Source organism: Streptomyces sulfonofaciens (genome assembly GCF_014656295.1).
GTDB classification, from domain to species: domain Bacteria; phylum Actinomycetota; class Actinomycetes; order Streptomycetales; family Streptomycetaceae; genus Streptomyces; species Streptomyces sulfonofaciens.
Map to the genome: position 1 here is coordinate 321,146 of NZ_BNCD01000006.1, position 19,837 is coordinate 340,982.

The following is a 19,837-nucleotide window of genomic DNA, read 5'->3' on the forward strand; positions in this document are numbered from 1 at the left end:
GCCCGAGTCGGCGGCGCAGCCGGCGGGCTCCCGTCCCGTCCCCGGAGGGTTCTTCCGTGCCGGCTGGAACGCTGTACCGCGGCCGGGAAGGCATGTGGTCGTGGGTGGCCCACCGGGTCACCGGAGTCCTCATCTTCTTCTACCTCTTCGTCCACGTCCTCGACACCGCGCTGGTGCGGGTCTCGCCGGACGACTACGACCGGGTCATCGCCACCTACAAGACGCCGGTGGTGGCTCTGCTGGAGTACGCGCTGGTCGCCGCCGTCCTCTTCCACGCGCTGAACGGCCTGCGGGTGATCGCCGTCGACTTCTGGTCGAAGGGCGCCCGCTACCACCGGCAGATGCTCTGGGGCGCCGTCGGCGTCTGGGGGGTGCTGATGGCCGCCGCGCTGTACCCGGTGCTCGGCCACGCCACCCGTGAAGTGTTCGGGAGCTGACGGCCGTGCCCACCGACGTCACCAGCGGCGCGGGCCGCGCCCCGGCGGAACCCGGCCCCGGCCGCGGCAGGGGTCCGGGCCCCGGCCACCCGGCTCCCCTCGTCGAGCCGCCGCGGCAGCGCACGACCCGCACGCCGAGGTCGACCCGCGGCAACTTCGAGATGTACGGCTGGCTGTTCATGCGGGTGTCCGGCGTGGTGCTGGTGCTGCTGGTGCTCGGCCACCTGCTGATCCAGCTCATGCTGGACGGCGGCGTGTCGAGGATCGGCTTCGCGTTCGTCGCCGGGCGCTGGGCCTCGCCGTGGTGGCAGGTGTGGGACCTGCTGATGCTCTGGCTGGCGATGCTGCACGGCTCGAACGGCCTGCGCACGGTCATCAACGACTACGCGGAGCACACCGCGACCCGGCTCTGGCTCAAGGCCCTGCTGTACACCGCCACGGCGTTCACCGTCCTGCTGGGCACGTTGGTGATCTTCACCTTCGACCCGGACATCACCTAGAGCGCCGGGCCGAGAAGACCGAGGTGACCATGGAGTACGGGCAGACCCGGCAGCTACGGCAGGTCCACACCTACGACACCGTGATCGTGGGGGCGGGCGGCGCGGGGATGCGGGCCGCGATCGAGGCCGCACCGCGCTGCCGCACGGCGGTGCTCTCCAAGCTCTACCCGACCCGCTCGCACACCGGCGCGGCCCAGGGCGGCATGGCGGCGGCGCTCGCGAACGTGGAGGAGGACAACTGGGAGTGGCACACCTTCGACACCATCAAGGGCGGTGACTACCTGGTCGACCAGGACGCGGCGGAGATCCTGGCGAAGGAGGCCATCGACTCCGTGCTGGACCTGGAGAAGATGGGCCTGCCGTTCAACCGCACCCCGGACGGCACCATCGACCAGCGACGCTTCGGCGGCCACAGCCGGGACCACGGCGAGGCCCCGGTGCGCCGCTCCTGCTACGCCGCCGACCGCACCGGCCACATGATCCTCCAGACGCTCTACCAGAACTGCCTCAAGCTGGGCGTGGAGTTCTTCGACGAGTACTACGTGCTGGACCAACTGCTCACGGAGGTGGGCGGCGTCCGGCACTCCGCGGGCGTGGTGGCCTACCGGCTGGCGACCGGCGAGCTGCACGTCTTCCGGGCCAAGTCGGTGATCTACGCGTCGGGCGGCTGCGGCAAGTTCTTCAAGGTGACGTCGAACGCGCACACGCTCACCGGTGACGGCCAGGCCGCCGTCTACCGCAGGGGCCTGCCGCTGGAGGACATGGAGTTCTTCCAGTTCCACCCCACCGGCATCTGGCGGATGGGCATCCTGCTGACCGAGGGTGCCCGCGGCGAGGGCGGCATCCTGCGGAACACGCACGGCGAGCGGTTCATGGAGAAGTACGCGCCCGTCATGAAGGACCTGGCCTCCCGCGACGTCGTCTCACGCGCCATCTACACGGAGATCCGCGAGGGCCGCGGCTGCGGGCCCGAGGGCGACCACGTGTACCTGGACCTGACCCACCTGCCGCACGAGCAACTGGACGCGAAGCTGCCCGACATCACCGAGTTCGCCCGCACCTACCTGGGCATCGAGCCGTACACGGACCCGATCCCGATCCAGCCGACCGCGCACTACGCGATGGGCGGCATCCCCACCACCGTGCACGGCGAGGTGCTCGCCGACAACACCGCGGTGGTGCCGGGTCTGTACGCGGCCGGCGAGGTGGCCTGCGTGTCGGTGCACGGTGCCAACCGGCTGGGCACCAACTCGCTGCTGGACATCAACGTCTTCGGCCGCAGGGCGGGCCTGGCCGCCGCCGCGTACGCCGCCACCGCCGCCCTGCCCGAGCTGCCCGAGGACCCGGCCGGATGGGTCGAGCGGCGGATCGAGGGGCTGCGCGAGGCCACCGGCTCCGAGCGGGTCGCGGTGCTCCGCGCCGAACTCCAGGAGACGCTGGACGCCAACGTCATGGTCTTCCGCACCGAGCAGACCATCGGGGCGGCGCTGGCCAAGCTCGCCGAGCTGCGCGGGCGCTACGCCGAGGTGTCCGTGCAGGACAAGGGCCGGCGGTTCAACACCGATCTGCTGGAGGCCGTCGAACTGGGCAACCTGCTGGAGCTGGCCGAGGTGATGGCCGCGTGTGCGCTGGCCCGCAGGGAGTCCCGTGGCGGCCACTACCGCGAGGACTTCCCGCACCGGGACGACGTCCACTTCATGCGCCACTCCATGGCGTACCGCGAGGTGGCCGCGGACGGCACCGAGTCCGTCCGGATCGACTACAAGCCGGTGGTGCAGACCCGCTACCAGCCGATGGAGCGCACGTACTGACGGCACATCCGCGCGCGGCCCGGCCGGGGCCCGCACCCACCGGCGGCGGCCCCACCCGGGCGCCGCACCCGCCCTACCGACACCAGCCGTCGCCCGGCCCGGACGACGCACCAGGGAGTGAGCAGTGAGGGAGCGTACGCACTGATGGCCACCGCCGCCCCGGACCCGGGCGCCGCCCAGCCGGACGCCGTTCCGGTCAGCCCGTCCCCCGGTGCGAACCTGATGGCGGTCACCTTCCGGATCCGCCGTTTCGACCCCGAGGCCGCCGCGGAGGCGTTCTGGCAGGACTTCCGGGTGGAGATCGACCCGAAGGAGCGGGTGCTGGACGCCCTGCACTCGATCAAGGGCGAGCAGGACGGCAGCCTGACCTTCCGGCGGTCCTGCGCGCACGGCATCTGCGGCTCGGACGCCATGCGGATCAACGGCCGCAACCGCCTGGCCTGCAAGGCGCTGGTCAAGGACCTCTCCCCGCAGCGGCCCGTCGTCGTGGAACCCCTCAAGGGCCTCACGGTCCTCAAGGATCTCGTGGTCGACATGGAGCCCTTCTTCCAGGCCTACCGGGACATGCTGCCGTTCCTGGTCACCAGCGGGAACGAGCCCACCCGCGAGCGGCTCCAGTCGCCCGCCCAGCGGGCCCGCTTCGACGACACCACCAAGTGCATCCTGTGCGCGGCCTGCACCTCGTCCTGTCCGGTCTTCTGGAACGACGGGCAGTACTTCGGTCCTGCCGCCATCGTGGGCGCGCACCGGTTCATCTTCGACTCGCGGGACGAGGCGGGCGAGCGGCGCCTTGAGATCCTCAACGACAACCACGGCGTCTGGCGCTGCCGCACCATCTTCAACTGCACGGACGCCTGTCCGCGCGGCATCCAGGTCACGAAGGCGATCCAGGAGGTCAAGCAGGCGCTGGTCACCAGGCGGCTGTAGCGTTCCGCGGGCCGCGGCGCTCAGCGCGGTGCGGCCGCGGCGTGCTGGGCGGCGAGCCGCACGAGGGCGTCGGCCGCTCCGTAGCCCTGGTAGCCCGCGTCGCGCTGGACCAGTTCGAAGAACAGCCGGCCCATGCTCTCGGTGCAGCAGTGCAGGAACGCGCCGCCGTCGTCCCGGTCGTGGAGGACGCCCGGCTCGCGCCAGGCGTCCAGGAGGTCGTCGGGCAGCTCGAAGCGGGCCGCGAGGTCGTCGTGGTAGTTGCGGGGGATGGCGAGGAGCCGGCCGCCGGCCGCACGGAAGGCGCGGGCCGTGGCGACGACGTCATCGGTGGCCAGCGCGATGTGCTGGGTGCGGGGCCGGTGGGCGGCGCCGGAGCGGGCAGGGCGGCGGCGCCCGCGGCCTCCTGGAGGGCGAGCAGGGAGCGGCGGGCGTCGATGGCGGTCGGGCCGGGGTCCGCCTGCCTGAAGACGTCGTTGAAGACCTCCAGGGACAGCGGGCCCCGGTAGCCGGCGGCCAGCGCATGGGTGAGCAGCGCGGGCAGGTCGAAGCCGCCCTGCCCCGGGAAGCAGCGGTGGTGGCGGCTCCACCGGAGGACGTCCATGGCCATGATCGGGGCGTCGGCGAGCTGGAGGAAGAAGATCTTCTCGCCGGGGATCGCCTCGGTGCCCCGTGGGTCGCCGCCCCGCGCCAGGATGTGGAAGCTGTCGAGGCAGACGCCCAGCGACGGGTGGTCCGCGGCCTCGACGATGCGCCACGCGTGCTCGTAGGTGCTGACGTGCCGGCCCCAGGCGAGGGCCTCGTAGGCGACCCTGACGCCGTGGTCGGCGGCGAGTTCGGCGAGCCGGTGCAGGTGTTCGGCGGCCAGGGCGTCGTCGTCGACCGCCTGGCGGTCCAGGCTGGAGCAGACGAGGACCGTGTCGGCGCCGAGCCGCCGCATGGTGCGGAACTTGTGCCGGGCGCGGCGCAGGTTGGCCGCGAAGTCCGCCTCGGGCACCGCCTCGATGTCGCGCATCGGCTGGTAGAGGTCGACGCCCAGGCCGAGGTCGGCGCAGCGGGCGCGGACGTCCTCGGGGGTGAGCGTGGCCGGCCGGCAGGTCGTTCTCGAAGATCTCCACGCCGTCGAAGCCGGTCCGGGAGGCGGAGGTGAGCTTCTCGGTCAGCGAGCCGCTCAGGCTGACGGTGGCGATGGCGGTGCGCACGGGGCGCTCCTTTACGGTGGTGGGTGATCAGGTGCGGGCGGGCGGGGCGCCGGTGAGGTCGGCGAAGTCGGCGAGCATCCGCGCGCGGTCCGGTTCCAGGCCGGTGAACAGCCGGAACGCGTCCGCCGCCTGGTGGACGGCCATGCCGCCGCCGTCCAGGACGCGGCAGCCCAGGGCGCGCGCGGCCCGCAGCAGCTCGGTGTCGAGCGGCCGGTAGACGATGTCGGCGACCCACAGCCGGGGGTGCAGCAGGCCGGCGGGGAGCGGGATGCCGGGGTGGGCGGCCATGCCGGTGGGGGTGGCGTGCACGAGGCCGTCGGCGCGGGCCAGCTCCACGGCGAGGTCCCGGGGCGGCCTGCTGTCCGCGCGGGCGGCGCCGACGTGCTCGTTCAGCGCCGCGGCCAGGGCGTGGGCGCGCTCCGGCACCGTGTCCACGAGGGTGAGGTGCCGCGCCCCCAGGCCGAGCAGGGCGTGGGCGACGGCCGCGCCCGCACCGCCCGCACCGAGCTGGACGACGTGGTCGAGCGGGGCGTCGAGGCCGTCCGCGAAGGCGCCCGCGAACCCGGTGACGTCGGTGTTGTGGCCGACCGCGCGGCCGTCCGGCGTGAGGACGACGGTGTTGACCGCCCCGAGCACGGCCGCCTGCCCCGAGAGTTCGTCGAGGTGCCCGATGACGTGCTGCTTGCAGGGGTGGGTGACGTTCAGGCCGGTGTAGCCGGTGTCGCGGGCCGCCCGCAGCAGCCGTCCCACCCCGGTGGGCGGGATCCCGAGCCGGTCGATGTCGAGGATCCGGTAGAGGTAGCGCAGACCGTGCCGGTCCGCCTCGCGCTCGTGCAGTGCCGGGCTGAGCGAGGGACCGATCCCCGAACCGATGAGGCCGACGAGGTGGGAGTCCTGGGCCACGCTGCCTCCCTGAATAATGTACGAACTGGTTCGTTATGCATATCAAGCACTCCGAGCCCCGGGGAAGCCCCCGGTACGGGACACGGCCCGGTCCGGTAAGTAGCGGCCCGATGCCAGGGCAGCCCGATGCGGGAGCGGCCCGGTCCGCGGGCGGCCCGGCACCGCGCGGGAACCCCGGACACACGGCGGTCCGCGGGACAGGTGCGCCTAGGATTCGGCGGGAGGCCCGGGCACGCCGACCGGACCGCCGACCACGCCCCGCGTCACCGAGGATGCAGATGCCCCCTGCCGAGAAGCCGGCCGCAGGCCGTACGCGGGACGCCGCCCGCACCCGGGCCGAGATCCTCGACGTGGCCACCGCGGAGTTCGCCCGGGCGGGCTTCACCGGCGCCCGGGTGGACGAGATCGCCGCACGCACCCGCACCACGAAGCGGATGATCTACTACTACTTCGGCAGCAAGGAGCAGTTGTTCACGGCCGTGCTGGAGCGGGCGTACGCGGTGATCCGGGGCGCCGAGCAGGACCTGGACGTCGAGCACCTCGATCCCGTGGCCGCCATACGCCGGCTGGCCGAGCTCACCTTCGACCACCACGAGGCGCACCCCGACTTCATCCGGCTGGTCAGCATCGAGAACATCCACGAGGCGGAGCACATCGCCGCCTCCGAGAAGCTCAGCCGGCTCAACTGGCCGGCCATCGACGTGATCGCCCGGATCCTGGAGAACGGCCGGGACAGCGGCGCGTTCACCGCCGACGTGGACGCGGTGAACCTGCACGCGATGATCAGCTCGTTCTGCTTCTTCCGGGTTGCCAACCGGCCCACCTTCGCCGCCCTGTTCGGGCGCGACCTGCTGGCCGCCGGGGAGCGGGAGCGCTACCGCGCCATGCTGGGCGACATGGTCATCGGCTATCTGACCGGCGGCGCCTCGTCCCGGTGAGGGCCCGGCGCGCCCCTGCGCCGGCGCCCCCCGCACCGGCGCACCGCGTGCACGGCCCTTGACACCCGCCCCCGGGCGCAAGCAGCATCCGCCCCACGACACTATGAACTATCTAGTGGGTTATTCATGGTTCCGGTGCGCGCCGCCTTCGCCCGCCGTTGCCGCGAGCCGCCCGTCCCCGCAGCCGAAGGAGTTCGCCGTGCCCTCCTCCGCCACGCCGCCCGACGCCTGCCGGGCGCAACCGCGCCAGGCGGCGTTCGCCGCCTGGCTCGGCAGCGCCCTGGAGTACTACGACTTCTTCGTCTACGGCAGCGCGGCCGCACTGGTCTTCCCGAGGGTCTTCTTCGACGCCTCCTCACCGGCGGACGCGACGCTGCTGTCGATGGCCACCTTCGGCGTCGCCTACGCGGCCCGGCCGGTCGGCGCGCTGTTCCTCGGGCACTTCGGCGACCGCGTCGGCCGCAAGAAGATCATGGTCTTCACGCTGGTGCTGATGGGGCTCTCGACGTTCCTCATCGGCTGCCTGCCCACCCGCGCACAAGCCGGCGGCCTCGCGCCCGTCCTGCTCGTGCTCTGCCGGATCCTGGGCGGCATATCGGCAGCGGGCGAGCAGGCGAGCGCGAGCTCCATGACGCTGGAGCACGCCCCGCAGGCGCGCCGCGCCTACTTCACCAGCTTCACCCTGAACGGCACCCAGGCCGGGCAGTTGCTGGCCACCCTGGTCTTCCTGCCCGTCGCCGCCCTCGGGGACGACGCGCTGCTGTCCTGGGGCTGGCGGCTGCCGTTCCTGTTCAGCGTGGTCGTCGCGGTCGTCGGCTACGTCATCCGCCGCACCCTAAAGGAGCCGCCCGCCTTCACCCGGCAGGCCGCGGCGGACGGTGTCGACCGGATGCCGCTGGTGGCGCTGCTGCGCGGGCACTGGGCGGACGTGCTGCGCGTGGTCGGCGGAGCGCTGGTGGCCTCGGTCAGCACGGTCTTCACCGTCTTCTCGCTCGCCTTCGCCACCGGCGACCAGGTCGGCATGGACCGCACGTTCATGCTGTGGGTCGGCGCGCTGGCCAACCTGGTGGCGCTCGGGGCGATCCCGCTGTGGGCCGTGCTGTCCGACCGGATCGGGCGCAGGCCCGTGTTCCTCGTCGGCGCGATCGGCAGCGCGGTGCTCATGTTCCTCTACCTGTGGGCGATCGCCGCCGGCTCCTGTCCGCTGACCGCGCTGCTGGGCGTCCTGGCCTTCGGCGTGGTCTACAGCGCCGCCAACGGCGTCTGGCCCTCGTTCTACGGCGAGATGTTCCCGACGCGCGTGCGGCTGTCCGGGGTCGCCGTCGGCACCCAGATCGGTTTCGCGCTCTCCGGCTTCGCCGCCGCCTTCGCCGCCCGGATCGCAGGACCGGACGACGACTGGGCCGCCGTCGCCCTGTTCACCGCCGCGCTGTGCGTCCCGCCGGTGATCGCCGCGCTCACCGCGCGCGAGACCCACCGGGTGCCCACCGACCGGCTCGGCCACCGGGCGGGCACCGCCGTACGCCCCGTCACGGCCGACTCGGAACCGGCCCCCGGCCGGTGACCCTCCCGTCGTCCGCGCCGGGTCGGCCGGGGCGCCGGGCCGTACCGCCGGGGCGCCGGTGGCCGTCGTTCACGCCTGGCGCGAGGCCAGCTCCACCACCGTGATGTCCGACGGGGCCCCGACCCGCACCGGCGGCCCCCAGGCCCCCGCGCCCCTGGTGACGTAGAGCTGGGTGTCCCCGTAGCGTTCCAGTCCTGCGACCGTGGGGTTCGCCAGGGCGGCGAGGTAGTTGCCCGGCCAGAGCTGGCCGCCGTGGGTGTGGCCGGAGAGCTGGAGGTCCACGCCGTACCGGACGGCGTCGTGGATCACCACGGGCTGGTGGGCGAGGAGGACGGCGGTGCGCGACCTGTCCCGGTCGCCGAGGGCCGCGCCGAAGTCGGGGCCCTGCCCCTGGCTCTCGCCCTGGATGTCGTTGACCCCGGCGAGGTCGAAGCCGGGCAGCTCGGTGCGGGCGTTCTCCAGCGGGATGAGGCCCAGCTCGCGGACGTGCTCGACCCACTGGCGGGCACCCGAGTAGTACTCGTGGTTCCCGGTGACGAAGTAGGTTCCGAACCGGGCTCGCAGCCCTGCCAGCGGCGCCGCGGCGGGGCCCAGGTCGTGCACGCTGCCGTCGACCAGGTCGCCCACCACCGCGATCAGGTCGGGCTGGGTGGAGTTGACGGTGTCGACGACGCGCCGGGTGAAGTCGCGTCCCAGGATCGGCCCGAGGTGGATGTCGCTGACTACGGCGACGCGGAACCCGTGCGCACCGCGCGGGAGTTTCGCGAGCGGCACCGTGAGCCGCTTGACCCGCGGCCCGCGGAGCACCTGGTACGTGCCGTGGCCGACGGTGCCGAGGGCGGCGGCCGCCGCGGCCCCGCCCACGAGGCGGGAGACGAGCAGCCGCCGCGAGGGCCCTGACGAGCCGGACGGACCCGACGGGCCTGACGGGCCGCCGTCGGGAGTACCGGGAGCCCCGGGCCCTTCGGCGAGGCCGGCCGGCTCCTTGCCGGGCGCCGTCTCCCGTGCGGCCCCGCGCTCGTGCGCCGCCGCCTCGGCCGCCGCCGGGCCGGCCGCGCCTGCCTCCGGCGCGGACCGCGCTTCCGCGGAGGGTCCGCCGTCCGGCGCGGACCGCGCTTCGGGGGAGGGCGCGCCGCCCGCCGGGAGCGCCGTCGCCTGCCCGGCCACCGGTGCGGCGCGCCGCTCCAGCCAGCGGCGCAGCAGGGGCCGCACGAGTTCTCCCACGACCACCGCGAGCAGCAGGTACAGCGAGAGGGCCATCCACAGGAACCCGGGCCAGCCCAGCACCCGCTGCAACCAGAAGGGCGCCCCGGCCCGTTCGCCGACCAGCGCCCCGACCATCAGCAGCGGCCCCACGACGAAGAGGGCGGAGCCCGCCCTGCGCAGCGCCGACCCGTCGGCCGTGGTGTCCCGCACGAGCCGGTGCCAGACGTACCGGTACAGCGCCACGACGACGGCCAGCGCGACCAGCCCGGCAAGCACCCCCACGATGACCACAGCGCCCGTACCGCCCCTCACACCCTGTGCACACGACCGAGGCGCATCCTACGGCGGCCGCGCACCGGGCGGTCGGCCCGCCCCGGCCGCGGTCGATGACGCCCCGGCCGCGGTCGATGACCCCTGTCCGGCGCCCGTGCTCCGCCCGGGCACGGCCGCGGGAGCCGGGTGTCCCGGCACACCGGCCGCCGGGGGCGGGGGCATCACGACCGCGTGACCGGGACTGGCCTCGTGTGCCGGCTCGCCCCGTGCGGGGGCAGGAGTCCTTCATTCGAGGAATTCCGCCGTGTACAGCGAACACAGCTCCCGCAGAATCAGCGCCAGGGCCCTGGCCTGGTCGGCGGCGGATTGCAGCCCCTCACCGGAAGTCAGGCTCAAGCGGTACCGGGCCTCGGTCACCGTGCCTGTCGCGTCGGTACGCCGGGACGCGGACCGAAGTTCCGTGATCCTCGGAGCGGTGTGGGCAACCATGGACCGGAGGAACTCGCGCAGTTCGTCGGAGAGGGCGAGGACGTCCCTGTACCTGGGCAGGGGGCCCGACACCATGGCCAGTGCCTGATCCGCCGCGGCCAGCACCCTTTCCGGATCCACGCCGGTCGGGGCGCCGGGGACGCCCACGCGGGAGTCACCGGTCATGATTCCCCGGTGGCAGTCCGGACGCGGAAGGCCTTGGCGCGCTCACGGCTCCACCGCCACGTCCATCAGCACGTCCAGCAGGTGACAGGCCACGTCCCGAATCTCGGTGCGGGTGGCGGTCGGGTTGTCCAGCACGTCACCGGCCGCCCTGACAATGCCGGCGAGGCCGTCACGAAGGGGAGCTGCTTCTTCCTCCGCCATGTCCTGGAGCAGCGACCCCGCGCCAGGACTGGAGATCAGCAATCCCCCGCCGGGCAATCTCCCGACGTAGTCCCGGTTCATGCCTTGCAGAACGAGGGGGAGCCGGGTGCGGCCCGGGAACACCTCACGGGGTGCGCCCGCTTTCCCTTTCCCCGTGCGGCTGTGGTCGATCACGTTGCCTCCTACCAGGCAGCAGGCCCCGGGGCACTGACACGTTCCGGGGCACATCCGTGTGGATGCCCAGGTAACCGTGGGCGGCGGTCTGATGACCCGGTGACCGGCGGTGACTAGGATGACGGTCACCAGTCATCGGGAGTTGGCGTGGACGAGTTCAGCGGCACGGTGCGCAAGGCTCTTACCGACCGAGGTGTCAGCATCCGGGCTGCGGCAAGGCAGTTGCACTACGATCCGGCTTACTTGAACCGCGTGGTCAACGGCAGGCAGGCAGCTTCCCCCGACCTGATTGAAGCCCTGAATGAGTTCCTGGGCCTCTCGCTGAACGTTCCCGAAGCACCGCACGATGACGAAACAGACGCATGGGAATTGACACGGCGCGTCCAGTCCAGCGATGTGGGGCCGGCAACGTTGGAGCGGCTGGAAATGGCGTTCGACGCCTTGGCCGTTGCCTACCCGCGCACGTCACCGGAAGTGCTGCTACAACAGGTCCGAAAGCACGCGGGGTACGTGGCGAAGCTGCTCGACGGCAGAAAGACGCTTTCAGAACACCGTCGGCTGCTGGTGCTCGGTGGCTGGCTTTCCTTGCTGGGGGCAACGGTCCACATCGACATGAACCAGAACTCAGCAGCGACAGCGAGGCTACAGACGGCTGTGACGTTGGCGCGGGAGGCAGGGCATGCCGATATCCAGGCGTGGTGCCTTGAAACCGAAGCGTGGCGAGTACTGACGGCCGGAGAATTCGAACGTGCCGTCGAACTCTCCCGTGCTGCCCAGGCCACAGCCCCCGCCGGCTCCTCGGCCCTGATTCAGGCGACGGCACAGGAGGGGCGTGCACAGGCGCGGTTGGGTCGGTCGCGAGAGACACACGCGGCCATAGAGCGGGTACAGCAGATGTCGGCGGCACTGGGAGATCCAGGAGCCCCTGAGCACCATTACCAGTACGACCCCGCCAAATCGGTTTCGTACACGGCGACCACCCTTGCCTGGCTCGGGGACTCCGCCGCGGAGGCCTACGCGCGGGAGGTCGTCGCCCGTCTCGGACCGGGTGACGACTTGTCCCGCTGGCCCCGCCGCGTAGCCTCAGCGCACATCGATCTGGCGCTCGCACTGCTCGCTGCCGATCGGCATGACGAAGCGTGTGAGTCGGCACAGAAAGCCCTTCTCAGCGGGAGGGTGGTGCCGAGTAACCACTGGCGCGCGCTGGAAGTGGTGCGGGCGGTCGAGAGCCGTGGACTGCCCGAGGCAGCCGGCCTGCGGGAGGCGTACCAGGACATGCGACGGCCCAAGGCGCTGCCCTGAGGACACGGCCACAGCCGAACGGTCCCTCGACCGCGGCAGCACTTTCCCAAAGGGACCGGCCTGTCAGCCCGCACTCGCGAGCACCCCGGTCATGAAGACGTGCGGGCCCGGACCCGGCCCGCATGTCCCAAGTCCGGTTGCAGCGGCGGTGACCGGGGACTGCATCGAGGTCCACGGCCCAGGGCTGCGTCGTTCAGGCGGTGCGCCCGGGTTGATGCGGCTTCAGGAGCCGGAGGCGGACCACGGGTGGTCGCCGGGTGCTGACGCGGCGGCCGGCGCGACCTCAGTGATCACGAGGTGTCGAGTCCCGCTCACCCACGGCGGAGGACCGTGCCTGCCGCTCGTCCTCCCCCGCACTCCACCAGGTGTTCTTCAGCCGGGTGGGTGGGCCGTCACGCATCATGGGGTAGGCAACTCGAACCACACCGTTTTTCCCCTGCCGCTGGGCGAGTTCCCCCACACGCTCGCCAGCGCGGAAACGATGAGCAACCCCCGCCCGCCCTCCGCCTGGTCGGACTCCGCGCTGCGGAACCGCTGCCGGGCTGGTCGTGGATCACTGTCGCGGACCTCCACCCGGATACAGCGGTCGTACTTGCGCACATAAACGGATACGTCACTGCCGCCGTGGACCAGACCGTTCGTCACCACTTCCGACATGAGCAACTCCGCCTCATCAGCGACGGCGGCCAGCTCCCATCCCTCCAGCCATACCCGCAGGAGCTTCCGTGCCTTGTTGGCGCCCCGAAAATCGCCGCGGTAAAGGTGCAGTTGGCGCAGGTTATGCATATGCCGGAGCGGAGATCCTTCGTACCGCACCAGAAGGAGTGCCGCGTCATCGCTTCTCCGTGCCGAGTGGGTGTCCGGCTCCGAAATGAGGCGGTCGGCCAGGGACTCCAGCTCGGACCCGGTTGCCTGTATCGCGCTTTCGAGCTCGTCCGTGGCGAGTTCATGGCCCTGGCCGGTTACGCCGTCGGTGTAGAAGGCGAGGAGGGTTCCCGTGTCCAAACTCATTTCCGATGCCGTGAACTCGAAGCCGGCATCCACTCCGAGCGGCACACCGGCGTCAGGCTTGTACGTGCGGAATTCCCCGTCTCCGCTTCGGACGAGAGGGACCGGGTGGCCGGCCGTGGAGATCCGGGCCCTTCCCGTGTCGGGTGCCAGCCAAAGACAGCAGCAGGTCGCGAGCAGACCGGACCTGAGGTCGCACAGCAGACGATTGGCACGCGTCAGTACGGCAGCGGGGCCGTGCCCCTCGGCCGCGTAGGCCCGCACCGCACTGCGCAACTGCCCCATGACGACCGCGGCCTGGGTGTTGTGTCCTTCGACGTCCCCTATCACGACGCCGACACCGCCGCCCGGCAGGTCGAACAGGTCGTACCAGTCCCCTCCGAGTTCGATCCCGCCGGTAGCGGGGCGGTACCTGCTCACGCTCAGCACGCTTGGCAGTTGGGGGAGGGTACGCGGCAGCAGGGTCTCCTGCAACTGCCGGGCCAGGGCGTGCTGCGCCTCGTGCCATCGCGTGCGTTCCAGGGCGTCGGCGAGCATCGACGACAACGCGATGAGGGTGTGTTCGCCGACCTCCTGCCTGCGGGCATCAAAGCCGATGGAAACGGCACCGATCGTGTACTCGCCAACCGCCAGCGGCAGGACCTCCCAGAAGCACTGCCCTCGCTCTTCTTCACCACGGAGCCGATCGCGGGTGCGCGGATCCGTTCGCTCGTAGGAATAGGGGCGCCTGTGAGTTATCGCCTCTGATTCAGGAAGCGCTGCGGCGATCGAGGCACCGTTCAGTGATTTCAAGTATTCGCTGCTGCATCCTTCGGCGTCGAGAACGACGAGCCTGTCCCCGGAAGTCAGGCTCACCGCTGCCGCGCTGGCCGCAAAACCGTGAACAATGCGTTGGATCGCCAGATCCGCGGCCTCCTCGGGACTCGTCGCCTTGTTCAGCAGTATGGCGAGTTTGTTCAGATGGAAGAGAAGGGGCGCGTACCTGTCGCTGCCTCCCGTCCGGGTTTCTCCTGCAATCACGAGCGGAACATCAGGAGGAACGAGCGAGACGCCTTCGCGGTCCAGCGCACTCAACCGCGCGGCGAGTCCCCCCGCCTCTTCCCGCAAATACTCGGCACTGTCGTCGCTGATGGTGCAGCCGTGCGGCCAGTAGGCGCTCAATGTACCGTATGTTTTTGCTTCACCAGAGATCAGCGGTGCGGCCGAGATCGCATAGTAGAAAGGACTGAATGAGAGAATACCCGGATCCTGTCCGACAAGATCCCGTGCTGTTCCTCTCACTACCTTTCCGCTTCGGTATGCCCTTGCGGACGGATAGACGTCCTCCGCAGCCGGAATCTTCTCGAGCAAGCCGATCCCCATCGGCGTCACGGCAACCAGACCGGCGCGGACAACAGGCGCATGGGGCGCAGGAAGGTACACGGCCACGCCTATTGCGTCCAGCTCTCGCAAGGTCCGCAGTCCGACCTCGGCGAGTGCGCGGTCGCGTTCGGACAGGGTGGATGCAACTTCTGCGGATTCCAGGGGAATCGAGAGGCCCATCGCCACGCTCCGTCCTCTGCCCTCACTCACTCACTCACAGTTCCAGAGTACTGCGCGAAGAGTGGTACAGCCATCGAGCATCAGACCACCCCGATACTGGCCGGGAAATGAGCTGCGGCTGATTCTTCCAACACCAGGCGTTCCCTCTGTGCATGCATTGTTTCGACCATGCGGACATGCATGACGCAAAGGCGGGGAGAGAGCCACATCACCAAGATTTCCGTGCTGTTTTTCGGCCGAATTTCCGGCGCCCAGGGCATGCGACGTCCCAGGGACGTGGCGCTCGGGTGGGACGTGCCCCCGGTCGAGCGCCTGATGCCGAGCCCGCTCAGTGGACGGTTGGCCTCGCGGGTGTCGCGGCGGAGCTGGACGACGCCGCCCTGGGACGTGGACCTCGTACCCGAATGCGTCCCGTCCGCGACAGCGAGTGCCCCACCGGCCCCGGCCGTGCTCTTCCCGGTCGGAAGCCGGGCCACCTTCGCGGCCGCCGTCAAGGCCGGGTCGCCGCCCCACGGAGATCCTTGCCCACAGGGAGCGCAGGAGGCCGCGGCCGCCCCGGTCGGGCTACGGCCGCCGGCCGGCCGGCACGCTCGGGTCCGGGTCCGCAGCGGGCTCCGCGGGGGTGCGGCCGGCCGCGCGGTGCGCCCTGACGCCCCGCAGGCCGATCCCCCCGATCACCGTGCCGAGCGCGAAGGAGACCACGGCCAGCGCCAGGTGGACCCAGAAGTAGGCGGTGGGGTGGCCGGCTGCGTCGAAGGCGAGGCCGCTGCCGTCCTGCCAGAGGTTCTTGGCGAAGGTGACCCAGATCACCCAGCTCCAGACGCCGAAGGCGAGCAGGAACCAGGAGGTGCGACGGCTGAGCTTCATGCCGCCAGTGTGCCGTAGCCCCTGGCGGAGCGGGACCGCGGCCCGCTCCGCCAGGGGTGGGGGCACCCGCCGCGGCGGTCACCCGGTGGTCACGCCGGTGGTCACCCGGTGCCACCCGGTGGTCGTGCGGTGCCCGCGGCCGTCACGGGGTGTTGTTGGCCAGTGCCAGCAGCCGGTCGTGGGAGCCGTTGAACCGGTCGCGGTCCACGGCGCCCGAGACGCCCCCGACCGCGCCGGCGTCCGTGTACTGCCAGACCGTCCACGCACCGAAGCCGCCCGGGAGACTGGGGCTCGACGCGGTCGTCCAGTGGGCGACCCACAGCGGGGTCAGGGCGGCCATGCCGTTCCACGAGCCGGTGCAGGAGTTCCACCAGCTCGGGCTCGTGTAGATGACGATGTCCCGGCCGGTCCTGTTCTTGTACGTGGTGTAGAAGGCGCTGATCCACGAGCGCATCGACGCCTGGGACAGGCCGTAGCAACTGCCCTCGATGTCGAGGACGCCCGGCAGCGTCAGGTTGTCCCTGGACCAGGCGCCGCCGCTGCTGGCGAAGTAGTTCGCCTGGCTCGCCCCGTCGGAGACGTCGGGCCGCGCGAAGTGGTACGCGCCGCGGATCACTCCGGCGTTGTAGGCGTTCAGGTAGTTCGTGTTGAACGTCGGGTCCTTGTACGTGGTGCCCTCGGTCGCCTTTATCCAGGCGAACTCGATACCGGCCGCCTTCACGGAGGACCAGTTGATCGACCCCTGGTAGTGCGAGACGTCGATGCCCGCGGGGTAGGCGGAGAGGTTCGGGCCGAGCACGCCCTGCGCGTCCAACTGGAGCGTCCTCGTGTCCGGCTTGAAGTCCTTGCTGTCCTGGACGTAGCCGACGCCCATGTAGCCCTGGCCGAGCGGCACGGCGGCGCCCGAGGGCTGCGGCCTTGCGGAGGCGGTGCCCGCCGCCATGGTCAGGGTCAACGCGGCGGTGGCGCCGACGACGCCGGCCACGGTGAGTCTTCGCTGCACGCCCTTCGCGAAACGGAATCGGGAGAACAAGGCTTCCTCCTGGCGCTTCTGTGGTGTGGGAGGGACAGGGGTGGAGAAGGGTGCTCGTGCTGTGGATCTACCCGCGTAGCCGACGGGACGGCGCGATCCGCGCGACCGTCGGCAGGGGGTCGCCCGCGGGGGGCCGGAAGTGCCTCCGGCCCCCCGGGCCGTCAGGGGGTGTTGTTGGCGAGGGCAAGCAGCCGACTGCGGGTGCCGTTGAACTTGTCGCGGTCCACGTTCCCCAAGACGCCGCCGACCCGGCCCGTGCTGGAGTACTGCCAGACCGTCCAGAAGGGGAACCCGGCGGGGATGGTGGGCCCGGCCGCGGACGTCCAGTGCGCGGCCCACAGCGGGCTCTTCGCGGACATCCCGCGCCAGGAGCCCGTGCAGCCGTTCCACCAGCCGGCGCTCGTGTAGATCACGACGTCACGGCCGGTCCTGGCCTTGTACGTGGTGTAGAAGTCGGTGATCCAGGTGCGCAGCGCGGCGGCGGACCTGCCGTAGCAGTCGCCCTCGATGTCCAGGACGCCGGGCAGGGTGAGGTTGTCCCTGGACCAGGCGCCGCCGTGCCCGGCGAAGTAGCGGGCCTGCGCCGCGCCGCCGGAGAGGTCGGGCCGCGCGAAGTGGTAGGCGCCGCGGATCACCTTGTTCCTGTACGCGTTCAGGTAGTTCGCGTTGAACCTGGGGTCCTTGTACGTGGTGCCCTCGGTCGCCTTGATCCAGGCGAACTGGACGCCCGCCGCCCGCACGCCCGCCCAGTTGACCGCCCCCTGGTAGTGCGAGACGTCGATGCCCTGCACCCCGCCGCTGCCGGACAGCGGCCCCGCGGAGCGCTCGCCGGTGTCCGCCTGGTAGCCGATGCCCATGTGCCCGGTGCCGAGCGGCAGCGCGTCACCGGACGGGCGTGGTGCCGCGGCCGCCCCCGCGGTGGCCGTCCCCGCGGTGATCGGCAGGGTGGCGGCGGCTGCGCCGAGGACGCCGGCCAGGGTGCGTCTGCCCCGGCGGAGTCCGAACGTGGGGGGTCTGTGGGAGAGCAAAGCTTCCTCCTGAGCACGTCAGTGGTGTGTGGGGGACGTGGGCGTGCCGGGCGGTGCTGTGCATGCGTGGCGATGCTGCGCGGGAGGCGTGTCTTTGACGTAGACGCGTCATGAGTGACGCATGGATGGAACCGGATGTACAGAGGTTTCACGCACGCTCTGTGGTCTAGCCCAGCGAAGAAACCGAAGAGCTGCGTTGATGGCCCGCGGCTGGCAGAAACTTTCAGGATCTGAAGCCTCCTCCGGTGCGGCGGCGGAACGGTGGAGGACGCGCGCACGGCCGCGGGCAGGGCACACGGCCGGCGGGTGGTACGCCGCCGCGGCCGTGGGCGGCCACCCGGCGCGGCGCGGGGCGGGACCGGCGGCCTGCCCCCGGGTACCGCGCGTGACCCGGCCCGCGGCAGGTCGCCGGGGGCGTCGCGGCGGCGCGGCGGGGGCCGGAGAAGGGCGCGAATCGGCCACCGCGGCGGCCGCCGCGGGCTGCTTGCCGTGTACGTTTTCGATCGTGTCTGCGTTGAGGAAGATCGTCGTCGTGGCGTCCGCCACCGCCCTGCTGTCCGTCCCGGCCGTCGCGCCCGCCCTCGCCAGTGGCGACCCCGACTGGAGCAAGGCGGAACCACCGGCCTCGATGTCGACGGTCGGCGGGGCGCGGCTGGGCGAACGGGGCACGCAGGCCGAGCTGGGAGCCGACGCCCCGGTGCTGCCCAAGGGCCTGACCGCACGGGCCTGGATCGTCGCGGACGCCGAGTCCGGGGATGTCCTCGCCGCGCACAACGCGCACTGGAAGCTGCCTCCGGCGAGCACCCTGAAGATGCTCTTCGCCGACACCCTGCTGCCCAGGTTCCCGAAGACCGAGAAGCACAAGGTCGCACCCGCCGACCTGGCCGGGATGGGCGAGGGCTCCAGCCTGGTCGGCGTGAAGGAGGGCGAGACCTACGAGGTCGGCGATCTGTGGCGCGGGGTGTTCCTGCGCTCCGGGAACGACGCCGTGCACGTGCTCGCCGCGATGAACGGCGGTGTGCCCAAGACCGTGCGCGACATGCAGCGGCACGCGGACGACCTCCAGGCCGACGACACCACCGTGGTCAGCCCGGACGGCTACGACGAGCCGCGCCAGGTCTCGTCCGCGTACGACCTGACGCTGTTCGCGCGCTCCGGGCTGCAGAAGAAGGACTTCCGCGACTACTGCTCGACGGTGCGTGCGCAGTTCCCGGGCGAGACCAGGAAGACCAAGCACGGCACCGAGCGGGAGTCCTTCCAGATCCAGAACACCAACCGGCTGCTCACCGGTGCCCTGGGTCTGTCCCCCTACAAGGGCCTCGCCGGTGTCAAGAACGGCAACACGACGAACGCGGGCGCGACCTTCACCGGTGTCGCGGAACGCGACGGCCGGGTGCTGCTCGTCACGGTCATGCACCCGTCGGGCGGTGGCATCCTGCCCGTCTACAAGGAGGCGGAGGGCCTCCTCGACTGGGGCTTCGCGGCGGCCGGGAAGGTGGCCCCGGTCGGCGCACTGGTGGCGCCGAAGAGCCAGGCGCCCGCGGGCGGCGGGGCGGGCGCGCACGACGACGGCAAGGGCGCCGGCGGCCACCGGAGCGCGGACGGCGACCAGAAGGCCGCGGGCGCGTCCACCCGGGGATCGAGCGGTGCCGGAATCGCCCTGGCGGTCGCGGGCGGGGTGCTCGTGCTGCTGGCGGCCGGTGTCTTCGCGGTCCGCAGGCGCTGGCCGCTGCCCCGGCGCTGACGGCGCCGACCGGGTCGGCGGCAGCGGTTTTCGGCCGGTCCGCGGCTTCCGGTTCACGGTGTCCTGTCCGCTACACGGACGGGGCCGGGGCCGGGTGCGTCGGCGAAGACGAAGGTGCGGGTGCCCCAGAAGCGCAGCGCGGTGGCCAGCACCATGCCGACGCCGGCCCCGGACACCGCGTCCGCCCGCGGCGAGGTGAGCCCGAGCCCGTAGTGCGAGACGGCGATGCACAGCAGTTGGACGACGGCACCGGCGAGGTTGACGACGAAGAAGACGGCGTAGCGGCGGAGCCGGGCCGTCCGCGTTCGGCCATGCGCGCGGGGGGCGGGGGCCCCGCGGTAGGTGCCGAGCGCGTTGCCCGCGTAGGCGACCGTGCAGGCCGCGAGGAACGACAGCGCCTTGGCGGCGAGCGGGCCGAGGCCCACCGGGCCGCGCAGGAGGACGAAGAGGGCGAGGTCGGTCGCGTAGGCGCACAGGCCCGCCGCGGCGAAGCCGAGCAGTTCGCCGGACAGGCCGCGGGTGCCCG

At 71.7% G+C, this 19,837-nt stretch carries 17 protein-coding genes and 2 pseudogenes; 9 read left to right on the forward strand and 10 right to left on the reverse strand.

The window, feature by feature from the left end:
* Positions 1 to 56: 56 nt before the first annotated feature.
* From sdhC to IE313_RS13115, 4 genes are all read left to right on the forward strand, one after another.
* Positions 57 to 437, forward strand: coding sequence for a succinate dehydrogenase, cytochrome b556 subunit (gene sdhC / locus IE313_RS13100; RefSeq protein WP_189931487.1), 381 nt, complete (start codon positions 57 to 59; stop codon positions 435 to 437).
* Positions 438 to 442: 5 nt separating this feature from the next.
* Complete coding sequence (locus IE313_RS13105) at positions 443 to 937, forward strand: succinate dehydrogenase hydrophobic membrane anchor subunit (protein WP_189931489.1); 495 nt, start codon at positions 443 to 445, stop codon at positions 935 to 937.
* Positions 938 to 966: 29 nt separating this feature from the next.
* Positions 967 to 2,748, forward strand: coding sequence for a succinate dehydrogenase flavoprotein subunit (gene sdhA, locus IE313_RS13110; RefSeq protein ID WP_189931633.1), 1,782 nt, complete (start codon positions 967 to 969; stop codon positions 2,746 to 2,748).
* Between the two features lie 144 nt (positions 2,749 to 2,892).
* Complete coding sequence (locus tag IE313_RS13115; RefSeq protein ID WP_189931635.1) at positions 2,893 to 3,675, forward strand: succinate dehydrogenase iron-sulfur subunit; 783 nt, start codon at positions 2,893 to 2,895, stop codon at positions 3,673 to 3,675.
* 20 nt (positions 3,676 to 3,695) lie between these two features.
* Here the strand turns inward: IE313_RS13115 and IE313_RS13120 are convergent.
* Both IE313_RS13120 and IE313_RS13125 read right to left on the reverse strand, forming a co-directional pair.
* A pseudogene (locus tag IE313_RS13120) lies at positions 3,696 to 4,874 on the reverse strand (sugar phosphate isomerase/epimerase and 4-hydroxyphenylpyruvate domain-containing protein).
* 27 nt (positions 4,875 to 4,901) lie between these two features.
* On the reverse strand, positions 4,902 to 5,777 hold the full coding sequence (locus IE313_RS13125) for a shikimate dehydrogenase (RefSeq protein WP_189931491.1): 876 nt from the start codon (positions 5,775 to 5,777) through the stop codon (positions 4,902 to 4,904).
* Between the two features lie 278 nt (positions 5,778 to 6,055).
* Between IE313_RS13125 and IE313_RS13130 the strand changes: the two genes are divergently transcribed.
* Positions 6,056 to 6,715 carry a TetR/AcrR family transcriptional regulator gene (locus tag IE313_RS13130; RefSeq protein ID WP_189931493.1) on the forward strand — a complete coding sequence of 220 codons (660 nt, stop codon included), beginning with the start codon at positions 6,056 to 6,058 and terminating at the stop codon, positions 6,713 to 6,715.
* A 199-nt stretch (positions 6,716 to 6,914) separates the two neighbouring features.
* A complete protein-coding gene (locus IE313_RS13135; RefSeq protein ID WP_229924592.1) occupies positions 6,915 to 8,279 on the forward strand; it encodes an MFS transporter in 1,365 nt (454 codons plus the stop codon).
* 69 nt (positions 8,280 to 8,348) lie between these two features.
* On the opposite strand, the gene IE313_RS13140 is transcribed toward IE313_RS13135, so the two are convergent.
* The 3 genes from IE313_RS13140 to IE313_RS13150 form a co-directional block, all read right to left on the reverse strand.
* Positions 8,349 to 9,776: a metallophosphoesterase gene (locus IE313_RS13140; RefSeq protein WP_189931497.1), complete on the reverse strand. Its 1,428-nt coding sequence runs from the start codon at positions 9,774 to 9,776 to the stop codon at positions 8,349 to 8,351.
* Positions 9,777 to 10,043: 267 nt separating this feature from the next.
* On the reverse strand, positions 10,044 to 10,412 hold the full coding sequence (locus IE313_RS13145) for a DUF6415 family natural product biosynthesis protein (RefSeq protein ID WP_189931499.1): 369 nt from the start codon (positions 10,410 to 10,412) through the stop codon (positions 10,044 to 10,046).
* A gap of 42 nt (positions 10,413 to 10,454) precedes the next feature.
* The gene (locus tag IE313_RS13150) at positions 10,455 to 10,787 is read right to left on the reverse strand and encodes a hypothetical protein (RefSeq protein WP_189931501.1); all 333 of its coding nucleotides are present in this window, start codon (positions 10,785 to 10,787) and stop codon (positions 10,455 to 10,457) included.
* Positions 10,788 to 10,934: 147 nt separating this feature from the next.
* Between IE313_RS13150 and IE313_RS13155 the strand changes: the two genes are divergently transcribed.
* Together IE313_RS13155 and IE313_RS36395 are read left to right on the forward strand one after the other, a co-directional pair.
* The gene (locus IE313_RS13155) at positions 10,935 to 12,089 is read left to right on the forward strand and encodes a helix-turn-helix domain-containing protein (RefSeq protein WP_189931502.1); all 1,155 of its coding nucleotides are present in this window, start codon (positions 10,935 to 10,937) and stop codon (positions 12,087 to 12,089) included.
* Between the two features lie 221 nt (positions 12,090 to 12,310).
* A pseudogene (locus tag IE313_RS36395) lies at positions 12,311 to 12,379 on the forward strand (hypothetical protein); the annotation flags it as partial.
* Positions 12,380 to 12,488: 109 nt separating this feature from the next.
* Here the strand turns inward: IE313_RS36395 and IE313_RS13160 are convergent.
* From IE313_RS13160 to IE313_RS13175, 4 genes are all read right to left on the reverse strand, one after another.
* Positions 12,489 to 14,639, reverse strand: a complete 2,151-nt coding sequence (locus tag IE313_RS13160) for an ATP-binding SpoIIE family protein phosphatase (RefSeq protein ID WP_229924613.1) — start codon at positions 14,637 to 14,639, stop codon at positions 12,489 to 12,491.
* A gap of 564 nt (positions 14,640 to 15,203) precedes the next feature.
* The gene (locus tag IE313_RS35160; RefSeq protein ID WP_229924593.1) at positions 15,204 to 15,506 is read right to left on the reverse strand and encodes an SCO4848 family membrane protein; all 303 of its coding nucleotides are present in this window, start codon (positions 15,504 to 15,506) and stop codon (positions 15,204 to 15,206) included.
* Between the two features lie 142 nt (positions 15,507 to 15,648).
* On the reverse strand, positions 15,649 to 16,449 hold the full coding sequence (locus IE313_RS13170) for a GH25 family lysozyme (protein ID WP_189931637.1): 801 nt from the start codon (positions 16,447 to 16,449) through the stop codon (positions 15,649 to 15,651).
* Positions 16,450 to 16,700: 251 nt separating this feature from the next.
* On the reverse strand, positions 16,701 to 17,567 hold the full coding sequence (locus tag IE313_RS13175; RefSeq protein ID WP_189931506.1) for a GH25 family lysozyme: 867 nt from the start codon (positions 17,565 to 17,567) through the stop codon (positions 16,701 to 16,703).
* A gap of 505 nt (positions 17,568 to 18,072) precedes the next feature.
* Between IE313_RS13175 and IE313_RS13180 the strand changes: the two genes are divergently transcribed.
* On the forward strand, positions 18,073 to 19,311 hold the full coding sequence (locus tag IE313_RS13180) for a D-alanyl-D-alanine carboxypeptidase family protein (RefSeq protein WP_373316976.1): 1,239 nt from the start codon (positions 18,073 to 18,075) through the stop codon (positions 19,309 to 19,311).
* Between the two features lie 53 nt (positions 19,312 to 19,364).
* Here IE313_RS13180 and IE313_RS13185 read toward each other — a convergent pair whose 3' ends face one another.
* Complete coding sequence (locus IE313_RS13185; protein WP_189931639.1) at positions 19,365 to 19,823, reverse strand: GtrA family protein; 459 nt, start codon at positions 19,821 to 19,823, stop codon at positions 19,365 to 19,367.
* Between the last annotated feature and the right edge of the window lie 14 nt (positions 19,824 to 19,837).

Coding starts and splice junctions, on each gene's coding strand:
- IE313_RS35160 (WP_229924593.1), bottom strand. CDS start 15,506: ATGAAGCTCAGCCGTCGCACCTCCTGGTTCCTGCTCGCCTTCGGCGTC.
- IE313_RS13145 (WP_189931499.1), bottom strand. CDS start 10,412: ATGACCGGTGACTCCCGCGTGGGCGTCCCCGGCGCCCCGACCGGCGTG.
- IE313_RS13170 (WP_189931637.1), bottom strand. CDS start 16,449: ATGGCGGCGGGCACCGCCTCCGCAAGGCCGCAGCCCTCGGGCGCCGCC.
- sdhA (WP_189931633.1), top strand. CDS start 967: ATGGAGTACGGGCAGACCCGGCAGCTACGGCAGGTCCACACCTACGAC.
- IE313_RS13160 (WP_229924613.1), bottom strand. CDS start 14,639: ATGGGCCTCTCGATTCCCCTGGAATCCGCAGAAGTTGCATCCACCCTG.
- IE313_RS13115 (WP_189931635.1), top strand. CDS start 2,893: ATGGCCACCGCCGCCCCGGACCCGGGCGCCGCCCAGCCGGACGCCGTT.
- IE313_RS13130 (WP_189931493.1), top strand. CDS start 6,056: ATGCCCCCTGCCGAGAAGCCGGCCGCAGGCCGTACGCGGGACGCCGCC.